The 18548-nt window shown below is 60.6% G+C and carries 17 protein-coding genes; 6 read left to right on the forward strand and 11 right to left on the reverse strand.

Going from position 1 to position 18548, the window contains the following annotated elements; translation table 11 throughout:
• The first annotated feature begins 32 nt into the window (after nucleotides 1-32).
• Nucleotides 33-1295: an Hsp70 family protein gene (locus IEY47_RS14115; RefSeq protein WP_188983896.1), complete on the forward strand. Its 1263-nt coding sequence runs from the start codon at nucleotides 33-35 to the stop codon at nucleotides 1293-1295.
• Here the strand turns inward: IEY47_RS14115 and IEY47_RS14120 are convergent.
• The gene (locus tag IEY47_RS14120) at nucleotides 1286-1786 is read right to left on the reverse strand and encodes a hypothetical protein (RefSeq protein ID WP_188983897.1); all 501 of its coding nucleotides are present in this window, start codon (nucleotides 1784-1786) and stop codon (nucleotides 1286-1288) included. The genes IEY47_RS14115 and IEY47_RS14120 overlap by 10 nt on opposite strands.
• A gap of 113 nt (nucleotides 1787-1899) precedes the next feature.
• Between IEY47_RS14120 and IEY47_RS14125 the strand changes: the two genes are divergently transcribed.
• Nucleotides 1900-2109 (forward strand): hypothetical protein, encoded by a 210-nt coding sequence (locus IEY47_RS14125; RefSeq protein WP_188983898.1) that lies wholly within the window; start codon nucleotides 1900-1902, stop codon nucleotides 2107-2109.
• Between the two features lie 220 nt (nucleotides 2110-2329).
• Entirely contained in the window at nucleotides 2330-2677 is a 348-nt protein-coding gene (gene osmE, locus IEY47_RS14130) for an osmotically-inducible lipoprotein OsmE (protein ID WP_188983899.1), read from the forward strand.
• A 214-nt stretch (nucleotides 2678-2891) separates the two neighbouring features.
• Here osmE and IEY47_RS14135 read toward each other — a convergent pair whose 3' ends face one another.
• From IEY47_RS14135 to IEY47_RS14145, 3 genes are all read right to left on the reverse strand, one after another.
• Nucleotides 2892-3701 carry a quaternary amine ABC transporter ATP-binding protein gene (locus IEY47_RS14135; protein WP_188983900.1) on the reverse strand — a complete coding sequence of 270 codons (810 nt, stop codon included), beginning with the start codon at nucleotides 3699-3701 and terminating at the stop codon, nucleotides 2892-2894.
• Complete coding sequence (locus IEY47_RS14140) at nucleotides 3698-4549, reverse strand: ABC transporter permease (RefSeq protein WP_188983901.1); 852 nt, start codon at nucleotides 4547-4549, stop codon at nucleotides 3698-3700. The genes IEY47_RS14135 and IEY47_RS14140 overlap by 4 nt, the downstream gene beginning before the upstream one ends.
• A 191-nt stretch (nucleotides 4550-4740) precedes the next feature.
• Nucleotides 4741-5691 (reverse strand): ABC transporter substrate-binding protein, encoded by a 951-nt coding sequence (locus IEY47_RS14145; RefSeq protein ID WP_188983902.1) that lies wholly within the window; start codon nucleotides 5689-5691, stop codon nucleotides 4741-4743.
• A 329-nt stretch (nucleotides 5692-6020) separates the two neighbouring features.
• On the opposite strand from IEY47_RS14145, the gene IEY47_RS14150 reads away from it, so the two are divergent.
• On the forward strand, nucleotides 6021-7490 hold the full coding sequence (locus IEY47_RS14150) for an alanine/glycine:cation symporter family protein (RefSeq protein ID WP_188983903.1): 1470 nt from the start codon (nucleotides 6021-6023) through the stop codon (nucleotides 7488-7490).
• 105 nt (nucleotides 7491-7595) lie between these two features.
• Here the strand turns inward: IEY47_RS14150 and IEY47_RS14155 are convergent, their stop codons facing one another.
• From IEY47_RS14155 to IEY47_RS14165, 3 genes are all read right to left on the reverse strand, one after another.
• On the reverse strand, nucleotides 7596-7925 hold the full coding sequence (locus IEY47_RS14155; protein ID WP_188983904.1) for a hypothetical protein: 330 nt from the start codon (nucleotides 7923-7925) through the stop codon (nucleotides 7596-7598).
• A 126-nt stretch (nucleotides 7926-8051) separates the two neighbouring features.
• Nucleotides 8052-9095 (reverse strand): M48 family metallopeptidase, encoded by a 1044-nt coding sequence (locus tag IEY47_RS14160; protein WP_188983905.1) that lies wholly within the window; start codon nucleotides 9093-9095, stop codon nucleotides 8052-8054.
• The gene (locus IEY47_RS14165) at nucleotides 9092-10420 is read right to left on the reverse strand and encodes a YjgN family protein (RefSeq protein WP_188983906.1); all 1329 of its coding nucleotides are present in this window, start codon (nucleotides 10418-10420) and stop codon (nucleotides 9092-9094) included. The genes IEY47_RS14160 and IEY47_RS14165 overlap by 4 nt, the downstream gene beginning before the upstream one ends.
• Nucleotides 10421-10907: 487 nt before the next feature.
• Between IEY47_RS14165 and dld the strand changes: the two genes are divergently transcribed.
• Both dld and IEY47_RS14175 read left to right on the forward strand, forming a co-directional pair.
• Entirely contained in the window at nucleotides 10908-12632 is a 1725-nt protein-coding gene (gene dld / locus IEY47_RS14170) for a D-lactate dehydrogenase (protein WP_188983907.1), read from the forward strand.
• 670 nt (nucleotides 12633-13302) lie between these two features.
• A complete protein-coding gene (locus tag IEY47_RS14175) occupies nucleotides 13303-14163 on the forward strand; it encodes a pirin family protein (RefSeq protein ID WP_188983908.1) in 861 nt (286 codons plus the stop codon).
• A gap of 12 nt (nucleotides 14164-14175) precedes the next feature.
• On the opposite strand, the gene IEY47_RS14180 is transcribed toward IEY47_RS14175, so the two are convergent.
• From IEY47_RS14180 to IEY47_RS14195, 4 genes are all read right to left on the reverse strand, one after another.
• Nucleotides 14176-15441, reverse strand: coding sequence for a hypothetical protein (locus IEY47_RS14180; protein ID WP_188983909.1), 1266 nt, complete (start codon nucleotides 15439-15441; stop codon nucleotides 14176-14178).
• Nucleotides 15442-15542: 101 nt separating this feature from the next.
• Nucleotides 15543-16259, reverse strand: coding sequence for an rRNA pseudouridine synthase (locus IEY47_RS14185; protein ID WP_188983910.1), 717 nt, complete (start codon nucleotides 16257-16259; stop codon nucleotides 15543-15545).
• Between the two features lie 85 nt (nucleotides 16260-16344).
• The gene (locus IEY47_RS14190; RefSeq protein WP_188983911.1) at nucleotides 16345-17526 is read right to left on the reverse strand and encodes an alpha-hydroxy acid oxidase; all 1182 of its coding nucleotides are present in this window, start codon (nucleotides 17524-17526) and stop codon (nucleotides 16345-16347) included.
• Complete coding sequence (locus IEY47_RS14195) at nucleotides 17516-18535, reverse strand: 2-hydroxyacid dehydrogenase (RefSeq protein ID WP_188983912.1); 1020 nt, start codon at nucleotides 18533-18535, stop codon at nucleotides 17516-17518. Before IEY47_RS14195 ends, IEY47_RS14190 begins: the two co-directional genes overlap by 11 nt.
• Nucleotides 18536-18548 lie beyond the last annotated feature (13 nt).

Raw genomic sequence — 18548 nt, forward strand, 5'->3', positions numbered from 1 at the left:
ATGCGCGCCCTTTTCCTACCGGACCGTAGCAGATGATCCAGACTCCGGCCCGCGCCTGCGGTATCGATTTCGGCACTTCCAACTCCACTGTCGGCTGGTTGCGGCCCGGCGGAGAAACACTTATCACCCTAGAAGACGACAAGCCTACGCTGCCGTCCGTGGTGTTCTTCAACACCGAAGAACGCCGGCCAGCCTATGGCCGTCTCGCCTTGCACGAGTACCTTGAGGGTTACGAGGGGCGCCTCATGCGTTCGCTCAAAAGCCTGCTGGGCTCCAAGTTGCTGAAAAGCGAGACGACAGTGCTCGGCAGCGCCCTGCCCTTCAAGCAGATCCTCGGACTGTTCCTTGGTGAGCTGAAGCAGCGCAGCGAAGCGCAAGCCGGGCGTGCATTCGATCAAGTCGTGTTGGGGCGCCCGGTCTTTTTCGTGGACGACGACCCGCTGGCCGACCAGGAAGCGCAGGACACGCTCAGCGCCGTGGCACACACCCTTGGCTTCAAGGACGTGTCCTTCCAATTCGAACCGATCGCAGCCGCCTTCGATTACGAGTCGAACATCACGCGTGAAGAGCTCGTGCTGATCGTCGACATCGGCGGCGGTACCTCCGACTTTTCGCTGGTACGCCTATCGCCACAACGGCGGGCCGATCCGGATCGAGAGTCCGACATACTGGCGACCGGCGGGGTGCATATCGGTGGTACGGACTTCGATAAACAGCTCTCGCTGAACGGGGTGATGCCGTTATTCGGCTATGGCAGCCGAATGAAGAGCGACGCGTTAATGCCCACCAGCACCCACCTGAATCTCGCCACCTGGCACACCATCAATGCGGTATATGCACAGGCATCGATTCGGGCGCTGAAGAACATGCGCTATGACATCGTCGACCCAACGGGCATCGATCGCCTGCTGTCGTTGATCGAGCAGCGTGCTGGTCACTGGCTTGCGATCCAGATCGAAGACAGCAAGATCGCACTCACCGAATCGACGTCGCGCCGTATCGACTTCGGGCGGATCGAGCGTGATCTGGTGGCGGACCTCACGCGTACATTGTTCGAAGAGGCTATCGACCCACTGCTGAACCGCGTGAACCTGAGTATCCAGAAGCTTCTACGGGACGCCGGCGTCAGCGCTGACGGTATCGATACCGTCTTTTTCACGGGTGGTTCCAGCGGCATCCCGGCCTTGCGCAAAGCCGTCGCCGAACAGCTTCCCAACGCACGCGCCGTGGAAGGTAATACCTTTGGCAGTATCGGCAGCGGCTTGGCCATCGAGGCCTGGAAGCGCTACGGCTGAGCCGGCACCAATGTGATGTCCACCGGCGCGCCTGGGTTATGACTGCGAATTCGCCATAGCGCAGGTTCGAGCTCGAGGATTTCGATCCGATACGGCTGACCATCTTCGATCATGGTCAGTCCGTTCGCATCCTGCTGCCAGCGTCCCAGTGCGGGCTTATTGCCCTTAGAGGCGATGACCAGCGTGCCCTCCGAGAGAAACGTGTATAGCGTGCCGGGCTGCACAGCGCTAGACGCCTTCACCTGCCACACCCGGTCGACGTAAGTGGCCTGCTCTGCATCGCACGCGGCCAGCGACAGGACGAGTATCGACACCCCGATCGCCATGGCAGGCAGGCGCTGCAGCCGATTCAAAGATCGACGAATCGATGCCACAACACCCGCTTCCGTAACGCCTTCGAACGCCTGCGCACTATCGCCGTTGCCAATCAAATAACCGTCTCTCACCTGCGCACTCTCCAGATCCGAATCGTCCAGCTCGAGGCTATGCACTCGTCTCCAATATCGCAACCGGAGGCGCTGCAGCGCCTACCGTTTGGCGGGTTCGACGAACAGGACGCCGCGAGCACCTATCGAAAATCGTAGTAACCGCTGGAGTGAATGCGATGAGCCACTATGAAATTCATTACACCATGATGGGCGAACCTCATACGGACGTGATCACCAGCCTCGATGTCCCGGTCGTAGATGTCGTCGTGGACCTTGCTCGTAAAAACAACATTGCCGTGAACGAAGAAGCGTTCGACGTTCCCGGCGCAGCCGCGGCCCTTGCGATCAGCGATGTCAGCATTTGCGATCTGGACGAAGCGGACTGACGCTCCCCCGGCCGGGCATCTCTAAAAACGTCGGCGAGGCCGTCAGCGCAAGGAAAAAACCGCCGAGAAAGCGCAGTTTACGAGTGGTAAATGAGCATTTTGAGGCGGTTTTTAACGCAGCGATGACAACGCAGGTAGTTTTTAGCGGTGCCCGACCGTCGAACTCTGCGGGAGCCTGCGCGATCCATACAAAGGCATACCTCGAAAAGGAAGCTGCTCAATGTACAAATCAATAACTGCTTCAGCACTTGCCTTGGCCGCGCTGACCGGCTGCTCGTCCTACAAAGTGGAGAATCCGGTCGACTACGTGACCTACCGAGACCAACCCCTCGTCAAGCAGGTCGAAGACGGCATGACGAAACAACGCGTAGGCGAAGTAGCGGGCCCCCCGTCGACTGAAGTACTGCTTACTGGCAACCGTGGCAGCTGTAACAACTACGTTCTTAATCGTGAAGGTAAAGAGCAGCCGTATTACGTGGCGTTCGACGTGAATGACCGTGTGGTAGGGAAAGGCTTCATGACGTGCGAGCAGCATCAGCGCAACGAGCAGGAAAAGCGCAAGCTCTGAGACATTCGAGCGTAGCTCAACTGGCGCTTGTTGTAGGCGCCGGTTGAGCTGTGATCAGTCGGGCTGCGACCAGCGTGTGGGAGAGTGTGCCTGAATCGGCCGGGACATCGGCCTCGCAGGCTGGATCGGCGTCGCTCCGGATCGCCAGCAAGCTGGCTCCTACAAGGCTTTGCTAACCCGTTAGACGGTACGCGTGCCTTACGCGTTCGTTACTTTACTTGGCCCTGCGCTGTACGAATCGCTCTACATAGTCATCCGCAGGATTTTGCAGGATGTCGTCGGGCGTTCCCACCTGAACCAGTTCACCATCTTTCAAAATGGCGATGCGATTTCCCAGACGTATCGCTTCGTCCAGATCGTGCGTGATGAACACGATTGTCTTATGCAACTGCTGCTGTAGCGCCAATAGCTGATCCTGCATCTCGGCGCGAATCAGCGGGTCCAGCGCGCTGAATGCCTCATCCATCAGAATGATGTCGGTATCCGTTGCCAGCGCCCGCGCCAGACCGACCCGCTGACGCATGCCGCCTGATAACTGATGCGGATAGGCATGTTCGAACCCTGTAAGCCCGACAGCCTCGATCCAATGCACGGCACGTTCGCGGCAGTCGGCCCTGTTCTCCCCACGGACCTTGAGGCCGTAAGCCACGTTATCGAGCACCGATTTGTGGGGCAGCAACCCGAAGCTTTGGAACACCATGCTAATGGTCTTTCGCCGGAAGTCCCGCAACGTTCTGCGATCGAATTGCAGGATGTCGCGGCCATCCACGCGAATCGTCCCGCTGGTGGGATCGATCAACCGGTTGAAATGACGCACCAGCGTGGATTTGCCAGAGCCGGACAGCCCCATGATGACGAAGATCTCCCCTGCCTCGATGCGCAGGGACAGATCGTTCACCCCAACGACGCACCCCGTGGAGGCCAGAACATCAGCCTTACTCCGGCCCTCCTGCAGCAACTTCATCGCTTCATCGGCACGTCGTCCGAAGATCTTGTAGACGCGTTCGACCTCGACCCGGCTCATGAGCGCACCTCCTGGCGTGGACGACCATACGCCTGGATGATGCGGTCGAATACGACAGCGAGTATCACGATCGCAAGCCCCGCCTGGAGGCCACGGCCAACGTCCAGCGTCTGAATACCGATGAGCACCTCCTCGCCCAATCCCCGTGCTCCGATCATCGAGGCGATGACGACCATCGACAACGCCATCATGGTCGTCTGGTTGACGCCCGCCATGATGCTCGGCAACGCTAACGGCAGCTGCACACCGAGCAACTTCTGCCAGCGACTGGCGCCAAACGCGGTCACGGCCTCCATCACTTCACGGTCAACCTGGCGAATGCCCAGATCGGTCAAACGAATGAGCGGCGGTACTGCATAGATGACGGTGGCCAGAATTGCCGGGACCTTGCCCAGCCCGAACAGCATCAACACTGGGATCAGATAAACGAAACTCGGCATCGTTTGCATGATGTCCAGCAAGGGCGTCAGCACCGCGCGCAAGCGGTCGCTGCGGGCAGACAGGATGCCCAGCGGCACGCCGATCAGCACCGAGATGGACGTTGCCACCAGCATGAGCGCCAGCGTCTGCATCATCTTGTCCCAAAGCCCCATGACGCCCACGAGAAACAGCAAAGCGCCAATCACGATGGTCGGCACGACACGCCGAGTGGCGTGCCAGGCGATCGCCACGATGACGATCAGCACCAGCCACCAGGGTGCACCGCGTAATGCACCTTCCAAGGCAACGATGATCGACAGCACGGCGTCCGAGAACTGCCGAAACAGATCGCCGTAATGAGTGACCAGCGCGTCGACCCAGGCGTTGACGGCGTCGGCGATGGAAAAGGTTAGGCGCTCGGGAAACATCGATGATTCTCTGGATAACGTATTGATGGGAGCACACCGTGCTCATACGCGCGGCTTTGGTAGGGCGGGTGCAACCCGCGGTATTTGGTACCGCACCCACGCGGGTTGCACCCGCCCTACCAAAGCGATGAGCCCGTTCCAAACCATGTATCGGTGAAACGGTGATGGCTCTTAATGGAAGACCAATTGACCTACAGCGACGCTTCGATCTTCTTCGCGGCCTCGGCACTGACCCAGGCGTGCCATACCTCCGGGTGCGCCTTGAGAAAGGCTTGCGCCAGCTCGCTCGAGTCCGCGCGCTCTTTCGCCATGCGGGCGAGGTTTTCGTTCAGCAGGTCGATCGGGAAATTGACCTTCTCCAGCACCTCCACCAGTTCCGGGGCACCCTCGTGGAACGCCTTCGATAGCCCGACCTGAATCTGAATGCGCTTGTCCACGCCTGGCTCCTCGAGCTTGACCAGGTCCATCTGCCCGATCAGCGGCGTGGGCGACCAGTAGTAAAAAACGATGGGCTCTTTACGGCGGTAGCTCGATTGAATGGCGGCGTCCAGCGCGGGGCCGGTACCGGGGCGGAAGTTGGTGAAGCTGCCTTCGAGGTCGTACCGCTTCAACATTTCGCTGTTTTCGAGCTCGCAGGTCCAACCCGCTGGGCAGTTGTAGAAGCGCCCTTTGGAGGGTTCTTCCGGGTCGCGAAACAGTTCGGCGTACTGACGTAAATCAGCGACGGTCTTCAGCTTTGGCGCCTTGGCGTCCGCACCTTCGATGAGGTAGCGCGGCACGTACCAGCCTTCGACGGCGCCAGTGATCGGTGCCCCGACGCCAACGACCTTCCCTGCCTCGGCGGCCTTGTTCCAGGCATCGCTGCGTCCGATCCACTCCTCGGCGAAAATCTGAATGTCATTGTTCGAGAGCGCCTGTTCAAGCGTGATCGAATTGCCAGGCAACGCATCGGTCTTGCAGCCATAACCTTCCTTGAGCACCGTTTCCAGCACCTCGGTGAGCAGCATGCCGCTTTCCCAGTTCAAGCCGGCGAAGTTGACCGGTTTGCCGGATTCGCACCACCCAGCTGCTTGCGCAGGCAGCTGCCCCGCCGACAGGCCAAACGCGCACATCACGCCTAGTATTTTCTTATTGAATCGCATCGTCCGACGCTCCTTGGAACGGGTGGAAATCCTATGGCCGACGCGCCATTCGCCGGCGAACACACGTGAAAGGTCCAGCGATCGAAATCGCGGCTCTCGTCATGGGACCGCTTCGTTACGCAATCGTCCAACGGGTAGGCGATTGATAAGATAATTGCCGCCTTCGAACAGTGTGCTACGGGCGCAGCCCGGATCGCGCGCGAATTAATGACGGGCGTGGACAGCCGGCGTTGCCGCTTCGCTCCGCTTGTCGCCCGTGCTGCGCGTAAGCAGAACTGCGCGGTCCCATTCGTTTAGGGACCTCATTCACGACAATTTGGAAGAAGCCTGTGTCCGAACTTCTCGACCTGTTTTCTGGCTGGCTATGGACGTATCTCGCCATACCGCTACTGCTGCTGAGCGGCGTGTACCTCACCTTCGTTTGCCGCGGCGTACAGATCCGGATGATTCCGGAAATGATCCGCGTCATCACCGAACGCAACCATGGCAGCAAGGAATCCATTTCGTCGTTCAAGGCGTTCACGATTTCGGCCGCAGCACGGGTCGGCACTGGAAACATCGCGGGGGTCGCGACCGCTATCGCGCTGGGCGGGCCGGGCGCGGTGTTCTGGATGTGGGTCGTCGCGCTCGTGGGCGGGGCCACGGCATTCGCGGAGTCCACGCTTGGCCAGCTGTATAAATCCGATGCGCATTACCGCTATCACGGCGGGCCGGCATACTACATTCAACGGGCGCTGGGCTGGCGCTGGCTTGCGATCATCTTTGCCGTGATGATCAGCATCACCTACGGCTTGGTGTTCAACTCGGTCCAGGCCAACTCCATTGTCGACGCACTGCAAACCTCGTTCGGCGGCACCGAGGGCAGCGCGGCGCTCAGCTGGGGCGTTGGGATCGTGCTCGCCACGCTCACCGGCGTCATCATCTTTGGCGGTGTACAGACCATTTCCAAGGTGTCGGTGACCGTGGTTCCAGCGATGGCCTTGATGTACCTGGGCATCGGCGCAGTCGTGATCATCATGAACATCGATCGCGTGCCCGGCGTCTTCGCCGACATCTTCGCCCACGCGTTCGGCATGAAGGAAATCGCCGGTGGCGGCCTGGGCGCGGCAATCTCCATGGGTGTGCGCCGCGGTTTGTTTTCTAACGAGGCTGGAATGGGATCGGTCCCTAACGCGAGTGCTACCGCGTCGGTCTCCCATCCCGTCAAACAGGGCCTCGTGCAAGCGCTGGGGGTGTACTTCGACACCCTGGTGATCTGCAGCATGACGGCAATCATCATCCTGCTCGCCGACCCGACCCATGCCTACGGCGACGGCACGCTCGGTGCAAGCCTCACCCAATGGGCGCTGGCCGAACAACTCGGTGGCTGGGCCGTGCACTACCTGGCGCTCGCCATCCTGCTCTTCGCCTTTACCTCGGTCGTCGGTAACTACTATTACGGCGAATCGAACATCCAGTACATGTTCGGCGACAAGGCTTGGCTGCTGTTGGCCTTTCGACTGTTGGTCGTCGCGTTCGTATTGCTTGGGGCGGTGGTCAAGGTTTCAGTGGTGTGGTCCATGGCGGATGTCTTCATGCCACTGCTGGCGCTCACCAACTTGATCGCTGTCCTTCCCCTAGCCCGTACCGTATCACGCTTACTGACGCACTATCTCGAGCAACGGCGCAGAGGCGAAGAACCGGTCTTTCACCGTGACGACATGCCGGATCTAAAAAATGTGGAATGCTGGGACGGTAGCGACGTGACTGCACGGGCGGAGACGTACGCGGACGACAACCTTTCCCCTGCAACGCGCTAGGTTGCCGGACTCATCAACCATCTGCCCGACACGGGCACAAAAAAGCCCGGCGAGCCGGGCTTTTCTCTTCAACCGAGGTTATCTCGATAGCGCGACGCGGCGCGCTTATCGGTTCACCTTGATGACGTCGCCAGAGACCGTAGTTTTATAGCCGGTCAGAACGTACGCCCAGAACCAGTTTTCCTGAACCTGGGTATTGATCAGCGCGTCGCCGCCCTTGGCCTTGATGGCCGCGTTCTGTGCACGTACAAAGCGGTCGTTCTGCTTGATCGGGATGAATCCGAAAAGCAACAGGCCAGTGGCCTTCCCTTCACTGTGACCGATAACGGTGTACTGGCTGCTGTCGTACTGCTGGGTTTTCATCGGGGTACCGGTGCAACCTGCCAGAACCAGTCCGAGTGCTGCTGTGGCGATCGCCTTGCTGATGCTTTTCACTTGAAACTCCATAAAAAACGCCCGGGATCCATTTCACGGGCGCGCAACTTTAAAGAAGCTGACGCCCAATTGCCATCGGCACGCTTCGCTTCCGTCGGCGTATTGCCCCCGTTCGTACAGCCGCCTTTAACGGTCCTGAATGGCCCTGGCCCGCTCCACACTGCCAGGGTGGGTGGAGACGTAGCTGCGCCAGTCATCTTGCGAACAGGCATCGTCAGCCGCATCGCAGTGGGTCTGCTCCAGCCGTTCGAGCATGGCCGTCAAACGTGACACCGGAATGCCGGTTTTCACCAGCGCCTCCGCAGCGTAGCGGTCAGCTTCGTATTCAAAGGCACGGGAATAGCCCAGCTCGGTGAGGATGACCGGCACCGCAGTCACCAGCGACGACACGGACGAAACATCGCCCACCAAGGCCATCGCGAGGATGCCGAGCGCCGAGCTCTGGATGAGCCGACGCAGCGCGTGCCGGCGATCCAAGTGGCCCATTTCGTGCGCCATGACGGCGAGCAGTTCCTCATCGTTCGGCGCGAGTTGGACCAGTTGATCAGTGAAGACGATGGTCCCGGAGGGCAAGGCCAATGCATTGGGGCCTATGGTTTTCGCGGTATCGCGAAACACCACCTGCACGTCCAGCCCCGGGTCCACGCGCTTGGCGAAGTCCATCAGAACGAGCTGCAGCTCGGCCTGCCGCCCAGCCGGCAACGTACTCGGGCCCAGCAACCCCTGATCCATTACCGCCAGAGCGCCATCGCCGACCTTGCGACTGACACTCTCCGGCAGCGTGAACGCTAATGCCTCGGCGACCGCGGGTACGCCGTAGCGAACACCACCCCAGGCGAACAGCACCGTTACCAACAAGCCAAGCACGACATAACGCCAGTGGGATTCCAGGCGATGGAGCAGCCCATGTCGAGGGTGGTTGGTATTCAGAACAGCATCGATAGCCTCGTTGTCACCCGTTTCGAAACTGCCGCCGTTAGTGAACCGCAGGAAGCGGGGAGTGTTGCCGATGCGCGAGGAGATCTCCACATCGGCAACCGCGGCGGGACCGGCGAGCGACGACTCGTCGCCCGCGCGGATCTCGAGCCCGAGCTCACTGACATGCAGGCGGGCATGCTGACGATGCGAGCTGCCTGCGGCGCAGTAGAAACCGGGTACAGGCGAGTTCACAGCCCGAGGTCCACGCTGAAGAACTCGGCGACCTCACCCCCCGTCGCGGTGGCGCTGTTGCGCTGATCGGCGACGAATCCGTCCAGGTCACCAGAGACGTTCATGGCGACGTGCTCCGCCGCATAACACGCCGTGCGCACTCGCGCCCACGGGTAGAACAAGCCTAGGGTGCACAACAGCGCGAGGCCGTTGGTCACGACCAACGCTGCGTAGGAGCCATAGGCATACCGTGCGTTGAGACGATGCGGCCCAAGCGTAGAGGACGAATAGGCCACATTGATCAATGCGACCCGGAAGTAAACGAAGGTTGCCAAATAGGCGAGCATCATCGGCACGACAAAATGGCCGATCATTTTGCCTACGAAATACGCCAGGCCGAAGCCGCCGAACGTGACCAGCAAACCGATACCGGCCACCGCGTAGAACACGCCTGGGCCGGCAGTGAAGCCGAATTGCGTCGCGCCATAGCGGCTGTGTTCGATCAAAAACCGCTGTTGGCGCTGGAGTGACAAAGGGAACAACAACCCCAAGGTCAACAACGCCAATAGGGGCCAGCCAATGAATGCCCAGGCGGCGGACCCGACCTTTCCATCGAAACCAAACCGCACACCGCGCCAGGCACTGTTATGTAGATGAAAGCTGAGCCCGCGTACGATCAACCAAGGCGTCGCGATCGCCACCAGCAAACCGCTGAACATGCCAAACAGCGGCCAAAGCGTGCCGATGACGCTGTACAGGATCAACAGTACGACCGCGATGATGCGCCCTTTCAATATCTGCATCGGCTTGGCGAGATACTCGAAACTGTTTTCGTCCAACCGTGTATTGCCATAGAAATAGCGCAGCGTCCGCACTTTCGCCCAGGCTGAATAGATGCCAAGCGTGACGATGGTCAGCAGCAGGTTGACGATCCAGATGCGGAAAAACTCACCACCGCTGCCGGTGAACTCAAAGCCTACCGAGCGACGCTTCGGCTCATCGCGTGGCATCGTGCGCGGGGGTATCTGGATCGGGGCTGCCGGGGCAAGTTGCGCGGCGGGTACTTCCTCAACGTCCTTGGCGACGAGCTCCAGTGCAAACGGACGAGCCGTTTCACTAGGCTCCAGCTGCACTCGCGCGCCCAGCACATTCAACTTGTCGAGATAGCGCTCGGCATCTTCTAGCGTCAGCCCACGCTTGATGACGGTACGCGGCGCGTTGAACAGCTGCTCCAGACGCTCGGCGCCCAGCTTGAACAAGCGAGCGAAATCCTGCTTGACCTGGTCACGGTCGAAGCCGTCGGCGATCTCGCCACTGAAGACGAGACTGTAAGTTGGATCGGACATATACGTTTCCCTACGTAGAAAGGCATCCTTTCGCTGCCGGTCGGCAGCCCGCGCGCATCTTAGTGGGTTATGGACGCGGCGAATACGAGGTAACAAATATTTTATGTGGCCGTATGGCCATGTTTTGGATACCCGATTCTGCAGGTGTTTTTCTCAAGCAAGGCAGACACGCAGCAACAGCTACGCCCGCGGCCTCCTGTAGGAGCGAGCTTGCTCGCGAAAGCGGTTTCGCCCGCGAAGACGGTGCTGAGCGCGCCACCGCATTCGCGAGCAAGCTCGCTCCTACAACAGTGTGCTATCCCGGAAATCGGCTGCACACTCATCCAGCTGATCACCCGCAACCTATGCATCCCCCTCGCAACCGAGGCGGATCACGTTAATAATCGCCTGCAGCAGATAGGCGCCGGCATCAGCGTTCGCCCTATTTGACGAAAAGTAGCTCCAAGAATAAATCCCTCCTTTTCGACCTGCTCAACGAGTGCTGAACATGAAGAACACGGGCAATACAACGCGCGAGACCCTGCTTAAACAGTTGACCGATGTAGTGGGCAGCGCACACGTACTCACCGACGAACAAGCCACTCGCCGCTACCGCAAAGGCCATCGCACCGGGGAAGGCAACGTGCTGGCGGTCGTCATGCCCGGTACATTGCTGGAGCAATGGCAAGTATTGAGTGCTGCTGTCGCAGCGGATCGCATCGTCATCATGCAGGCGGCAAACACGGGTCTGACCGGCGGCTCTACACCGAACGGCAACGATTATGATCGCGAGGTCGTTCTTCTCAGCACGCGGCGCCTGGTCGGCGTCCAGCTGGTGAACGAAGGCAATCAGGTGGTTTGCCTGCCGGGCGCCACCCTGGATCGCCTCGAGCAAACCCTTGCGCCACTTGGCCGTGAGCCTCATTCGGTCATCGGTTCTTCCTGTATTGGTGCCTCGGTACTGGGGGGCGTCTGCAATAACTCCGGGGGCGCACTGGTAAGACGCGGGCCCGCTTACACCGAGCTTGCGCTGTATGCGCAAGTCCGTGAGGACGGCACGCTCGAACTCGTCAATCACCTTGGGATCGAGTTGGGGGATACGCCCGAAGAGATACTGTCCCGCCTGCAAAACGGTGATTACCGACCCGAGCACGTCCTTAACGAAAACGCGGGCAAGGCGTCCGATGATCGCTACAGCGACCACGTCAGGGATGTCGATGCCGACACGCCGGCGCGCTTCAATGCGGACCCGTCACGCCTGTTCGAAGCCTCCGGCTCTGCCGGCAAGCTGTGCCTCTTCGCGGTGCGCCTGGATACCTTTCCCAAGGAGCCGAGCACCGTCTTCTACATCGGCAGCAACGATCCGAACGATCTCACCGAAGTCCGCCGCCACTTGCTCGCCAAGCTGCCGCGCCTACCCATCGCGGGGGAATACATTCACCGCACGGCGTTCGATATCGGCGAGAAATACGGCAAGGACACCTTCCTGCTCATCGACAAGCTCGGCACCGCGCAAGTCCCCAAGGCGTTCGACATAAAAAGCCACGTGGACGCCTTCTTCGAGCGGTGCGGCATGCGTGGGGTGACTGACCGCGTCATTCAGGCGCTGATGAACGTACTCCCCAGCCACCTGCCCAAACGCATCCGTGATTACCGCGAGCACTACGAGCATCACTTGCTGCTGCGGGTATCGAACGACACGCTCGACGCAACCCGTGCGTTTCTCGAGACGTATTTTTCTAACCGGACATCGGGCGCATTCTTCGAGTGCGATGCAGACGAAGGACGCAAGGCGTTCCTGCACCGCTTCGCCATCGCTGGCGCCGCCATTCGTTATCGAGAAGCCCATCGCAGCAGCGTGGAAGACATCGTTGCGCTGGACATCGCCCTACGCCGGAACGACCGTGACTGGGTCGAAACGCTGCCAGACGAAATGGAGCGCGACATCATCCACAAGCTCTACTACGGCCACTTCTTCTGTCATGTCTTCCACCAGGACTACATCGTCAAGAAAGGCGTAGACCCAATGGACATGGAGCATCGCATGTGGACGCTGCTGGACGGTCGACGTGCGGAGTACCCGGCCGAGCACAACGTGGGGCACCTCTACATCGCCAAGCCAGCGTTGGCTGGGTTCTACCGCGAACTAGACCCGACCAACACCTTCAACCCCGGTATTGGGCATACCTCGAAGAAACGCGGCTGGGGTGAGTGTTGCGGGCAGGAGCATTGAGAAAACGGCAATACCTGTAGGAGCCAGCTTGCTGGCGATCGCTTTGGCGTACGACATCGAAATCGCTGATCGCCAGCAAGCTGATCGCAGCCCGGCTGGCTCCTGCATCACCTCTCATTTCATCTTCGATAGATTTCCAGCTCAACAAGCTCTTGTAGGGGCGGGTTTACCCGCGAATACAGCGGCGGGGACGTCGCTATTCTTTGCAACGGACATCGCTATCGCGGGTAAACCCGCCCCTACTGGGATCGAGCTTGAAGCACGACAAGACCGCACACCTAAAGCCATCGTCGTCTCAAGCCACTTCGATCACGAGGGTCTGTTGCCGTTTCGTCGCGAGCCGCGTTGCCGCGAGAAATGGCCTCCGGCTAGGCGCAGGATGCAGGTAATGACCAGACTGGCCGTGTCGCTCCCTTACCAAATCCTGCAACGACGGCGGAGGCCATTTCCCGCGCAACCCGCAGGGACGGGCCAGTTTTTGCGCGCGGCGTTGTTGCTCACCTTGGATTTGGCCCGCCAAACCCTGCGGTTCGCGCCTAGCCTCGCGCAAAAACAGGCACCGTCGCGGCCGCGCCGAAACGGCAACAGACCCTAGCATCTAAACCCTCGATTAGTGCCCCCTGAAGAACGATGGTAAAACGAGCGCCTTCTTTGATTCACGGAGGTAGCCATGTCCCTTCGCTCGCTCGTCCGCAGCCACCCGGCCCAGCGTGACGACATTGCCGATCTCACCACGCGCCGTCCTGTCCCGGGCCCGACGCTGGAGCACCTCAATCCTTTTCTGTTTCTCAATCATCACGGCCCGCAGACCTATCCGCCACATAACGCCGGTTTGCCGTTCGGACCCCATCCGCATCGCGGTTTCGAAACGGTCACCTTCATTCTCGAAGGCGATTTGGCCCATGCCGACACAGGTGGCCATGAAAGCGTCATCCATGCAGGCGGCATTCAGTGGATGACCGCCGGCAGCGGGCTGATTCACTCCGAGCTATCGCCCGAATCATTCAAACAGCAAGGTGGCGCACTAGAGATCCTGCAACTCTGGCTGAACCTGCCCGCGAAGCTGAAGATGACTACACCGCGCTATGTCGGCGTGCAACGTGACGCCATCCCGGTATTGCCTACCACGGACGGCATGGGCGAAATCAGCCTTATCGCCGGTAGGCTTGCGGAGACCACAGGCCCGGTCGAGTCGCTGACTGGCGCGTTCATGAGTTCGATAACCCTTAACGCGGGTGGACGCGTTCGACTCGACGGGCTGACCGGCCGTGTGGTCTTTCTGTACGTCGTCCGCGGCGATGTCCAGGTCGGCGACGGGTCGCTCTTGGCATTTCAGCTCGCTGAGTTCGGCGAAAAGGGTGATGCCGTCGAGCTGGTCGCGAATGAAGACAGCGTGCTGCTGTTCGGTCACGCGGACCCGATCGACGAACCGGTCGTGGCTCACGGCCCCTTTGTCATGAACACGACGACCGAGATTCACCAGGCGATTGCCGACTACCGCGCCGGTAAGTTTCAGGTCCAACCCGACTGACCTGGACGGCCTTCAGAAGCCAAAGCCCATCTGATCCCGGCCTGTCGTAGCGGCACGCCGGGGCTGTCGTATTGCCTTCGCCCCACTGCCCGCCGGCGTCTCGACGACCAACAGCGTCAAGCCGACTTCATTTCCACCCTGTTTGAGCCGTACGCAGAGATCGCCGCCCAACGCGTCATCCACATCGCCCGAAAACGACGCGCTTGCCGACAGACTGGCGGAGATTGCCGTCAACGTCGCCGCGCGACGCCGATACGGGGCGAATACCAGCATTAGCCTTTCGCTCGCTGCACCGGGCTCTGCCGACAACAGCGCGTTCAGTTCGTCCTGGAAAAACGGGTCACCACGCCAGAAAACACAACGCCCCCAGAGCGACGCGTGCCCCTCGATCTGCAGTGAAAAATCCTGGCTGCCGCGAGCCACGAACGCGTCGCCGGTACCCGGTGCTTGCAAGCACGCGTTCAACCGCAGCACGTGATAGTCGCGCAAGCTCGGCTCGGTCATCACAGCGAACATATCAGGGCTGTGGCAAAGCCCTGCACTGGCAGACCTTAGCATCTCGACGATCCGCTTGCGGGCATCGACCGAGAGAGGAAGTGCGGCGTCGGACGCAGGCGTCTCTCGCGAAAGCGGTGGTAGCTCCGCGCGTACCCGTTCATGGTCTGGCTCGTCCGAAGGTTCGCGCGGACTCATCGAAACGCCGAGTGCGGTCAACAATGCCCGATGCGCCTGGAGGGCCTGTTGCCGGGCACCCACACGTGCAGCGGCGCGTTCCACGAGCCCATCGTTATAGGCGGTGACCTGCCGACCGATCTCATCCAGGCTGCGCCCGAGCGCTCGCAACGCTTGCTCGACCAATGCACGTGCGTGCTGCTCTTGCCCCTGCTTGATACGAAATCCCAGCACCAGAAAACGGGATTCGATACGCACGGCGGCCTGGGCGAAAGGCGTACTTCCGACCGCGGCACCGAACAAGGTCTCGTCGCCACTGTAGGCGACCCGGACACTCAGACGATGCGCCAGATGGCCGTCTTCATCGGCTTCGAGATCCGGATAGTCCTCTTCAGCGTCGGCGCTCCAGGCGTCGAGCTCCGCAACGAGCGGCTCGACACGATAACGCTCCACCAGATAACCGGTGAGTACGTCCAGCGCGCTATGCAGCACTCGCTCGGGCTCGAAACGCTCGATCTCGGCATCGAATGCTCTTAGGCGGTCGGCAAGCCATGGGGCCAGATCGAAATCGGAGAACAGCGTGGAGGTCTGATCGTTGGTACGCATGAATAGCCTTGGCAGTTCAGCTGCCAACCGTGCAAAAGGCGCAAAAGCCGGCCCTGCCAGCTCCGCGCGAATGGGATTGAAGCATAAGCGTCAGCACGACATTAGAAACGATCTGTGGCACCGGCATAACGCCACTGCCCCTCCGGCACTTTGCCAATGGAAACACCGCCCACCCGCAGACGCTTCATCGATTCGACCTTTAACCCAACACTTGCACACATTGTTTGAACCGCGTCGAGTGCGGGGTTCTTCAGCGCAAAGCGCAGGCGGGTCTCGTTCTGCCAGCTGACCTTGCACGGCGGAATCGGTTGCCCTTTCCAACTGTGTCCACGCTTGAGCCGCTCTAACCCGTCCTCATGCATTTGGCCGCTCACTTCCGCAACGTACTCCTGCTCGAGCCGGTAACCGTCCGCGGTGATCTTGCGCAATGTGCGCCAGTCCTGGGTGAAGATGGCCAACCCACCTGCCCCCTTCTGCAAAGACAAACCTGGGGAAAGCCGCACGAAATGCCCCTTCAGTACGCGCGTCTCGGCGGGGTCCTCGGCCCAGTGCGTGGCCGTGCTCAGTAACGCCCGTAGCGTTTCCGGATGATCATCGCTGCCAGCCGGCATATTCAGCAGCAGCGTGGCAGGCGCCAACGGTGTCGCGCTGGCGCCGGGCAACAACGCGACCGCATGCGTATCGACCTTGAACTGCGGCTCGTCCACGACGGCACCGTCTACCGTCACCCAACCGCCCTCGATATAAAGCTCTGCCTCGCGGCGCGAGCAGCCGGTGAGTTCGATGAGGCGTTTGGAGAGGCGAATCGGCTCTGACATGGGAAGCACCAATAAAGGGGTGCGCCATTGTAGCGAGGCTCGGCTCAATCACGCGATGCTCCCGACACGATCAGAGAGCGCGCCACTATCCGCCGCGGCCGGTATTACGTACCAGGCAATGCTCATCCAATTGATCCAGGCAGGTTGCGCCCAGTAGTGCCATATCACGCCGAAGCTCACCCGCGAGCAAGCCGATCGCATGCGCGACGCCGGCCTGGCCAGCATAGGCGGCGGCATAATTGAGGGGTCGGCCGATGAATACCAGCCGCGCGCCTAGGGCTAGTGCTTTGATCACATCGGTCCCACGACGGAATCCACTGTCCACCATCACGGGCAAGTCGCCGACCGCTTTCAGTACCGCCGGCAGTGCGTGAAGCGAAGAGACCGCCCCGTTTAGCTGTCGGCCGCCGTGGTTCGAAACGATTACGCCATCGGCGCCACAGGCCTGAGCCCGGCGCGCATCGTCGGGGTGGAGAATCCCCTTCACGATCAGCTTCCCCGGCCAGAGCGCGCGTACCCGCTCCAGGTGCTGCCAGGTCAAATGGCTTCGACCGGAGAAATCGCGTTTGACGTCCCGGGAAATCACCGCGATGCCGCGTGTGGCGTAATTGTTCTCGAAATGCGGCATGCCGTGGTTGAGCAACGTGCGCAAGAAAGTACCGAACAGCCAGCGCGGCCTGATCAGCCCATCGAACATCAGCCGTGCGTTCGGCCGTAGGGGTGAGTAAAAGCCGGAACGCACGTTGTTGTCGCTGTTCGGTGGAACGGGATAGTCGACGGTGATCACGAGCTTGTCGAAGCCGGCTTGGCGCACCCGTGCAATCAGCGCCTCGATGCCCTCGTGATCCCCGGGAAGATAGGCCTGGAACCAATCCGTTCGGCCATGGCCGAGCACCTCCTCCATGCGGATGAGTGAGCTACCGCTGAGGATCATCGGAATGCCCGCCTCGGCAGCTGCCTGCGCCTGAACCAGATCACCCCGGTACGCCGACAGCGCGCTGATGCCCATCGGCGCAATGCCAATAGGCAAGGCGTAGCGTTGGCCGAACAGCTCCGTTTCCAAGCAGATACTGGACACGTCCACCAGCGCCCGAGGCAGAAAGGCATAGTCATCGAACGCGCTGCGATTGGCCCGTGCGGTATGCCCATCCTCGGCCGAGTTGGCGATATACCCGTAGATCGGTCTGGGGAGGTGTCGTTTCGCCGCGCGGTCGAGGTCGTGCAGGTTGAGGATCGATGCCAGGCGTCGGGAGTCGCTATCGCGCATCGTGCACGCCCTCCTCTGCCGGGGCCGCACCGTGGCGCAGCACCCAAGCGTCGGGATTTACCAAATCCCGCGGGCGCTTACCATGCAGGGCCTGGCACAGGTTCTCTACGGCACAATCGGCCATGGCTTCGCGGGTCTCATGCGTAGCGGAACCGACATGAGGCAGCGTTACGACATTGTCCATTCGCAACAGCGGTGACTCCGGCGACACGGGCTCCTGCTCGAAAACATCCAGCCCGGCACCGGCGATCAGCCCCTCGTCCAAGGCACGGATCAACCCAGCTTCATCGACGATATGGCCACGGGCAATGTTCACGAGAAAGGCGGATCGCTTCATCGATCGGCACTGGTCGTAACCGATCAGATGCGTCGTCTCGGGCGTGAGCGGCACGGTCAGACATACGAAATCCGACTCTGCCAACAAGGCGTCCAGACTGCATCGCCTGACGCCCCATTGGCTTTCGAGCGCAGGCTTTGGGGAGGCATTGCTGTACAACACCGACATACCGAACCCGAATGCACGCCGCGCCACGGCCTGACCAATACGGCCAAAGCCGACGAGGCCGAGGGTCTTTCCGTGCACATTGCGGCCGAACCAGGGTTCGCCGATGTGCTCGTTCCAGCGGCCTTCACGCACCATGTTGGCAAGTTCGATCGCGCGCCGCGCACTGGCCATCAGGAGCAAAAAGCCCGTATCCGCCGTGGTCTCAGTGAGTACATCCGGAGTATTGGTCAGCAAAATCTTGCGACGAGAGAGTTCGGCCACCGGCAGATTGTCGTAGCCCACCGAGATGGTGGAGACGGCTTCGAGAAACGGCGCCGCGTCGAGCAGCGCCGTGGTGACATGCAGTTTGCCCCCGATCAATCCGTGCGCGCGGGACAAACTATTGGCAACCTCGACGGGGTGATGCTCGGGCACATCGAAATAGTCGACATCGAATGCCTCACGCAGCCGGGCCAGTTGCGGCGCTTTCAGTCGTCGTAGCGCGACGACGCGTTTTCGCTCCATCACCCTCTCCCGG

The sequence above is a fragment of the Pseudomonas matsuisoli genome (genome assembly GCF_014647635.1).
In the GTDB taxonomy this organism is placed as follows: Bacteria; Pseudomonadota; Gammaproteobacteria; order Pseudomonadales; family Pseudomonadaceae; genus Pseudomonas_P; species Pseudomonas_P matsuisoli.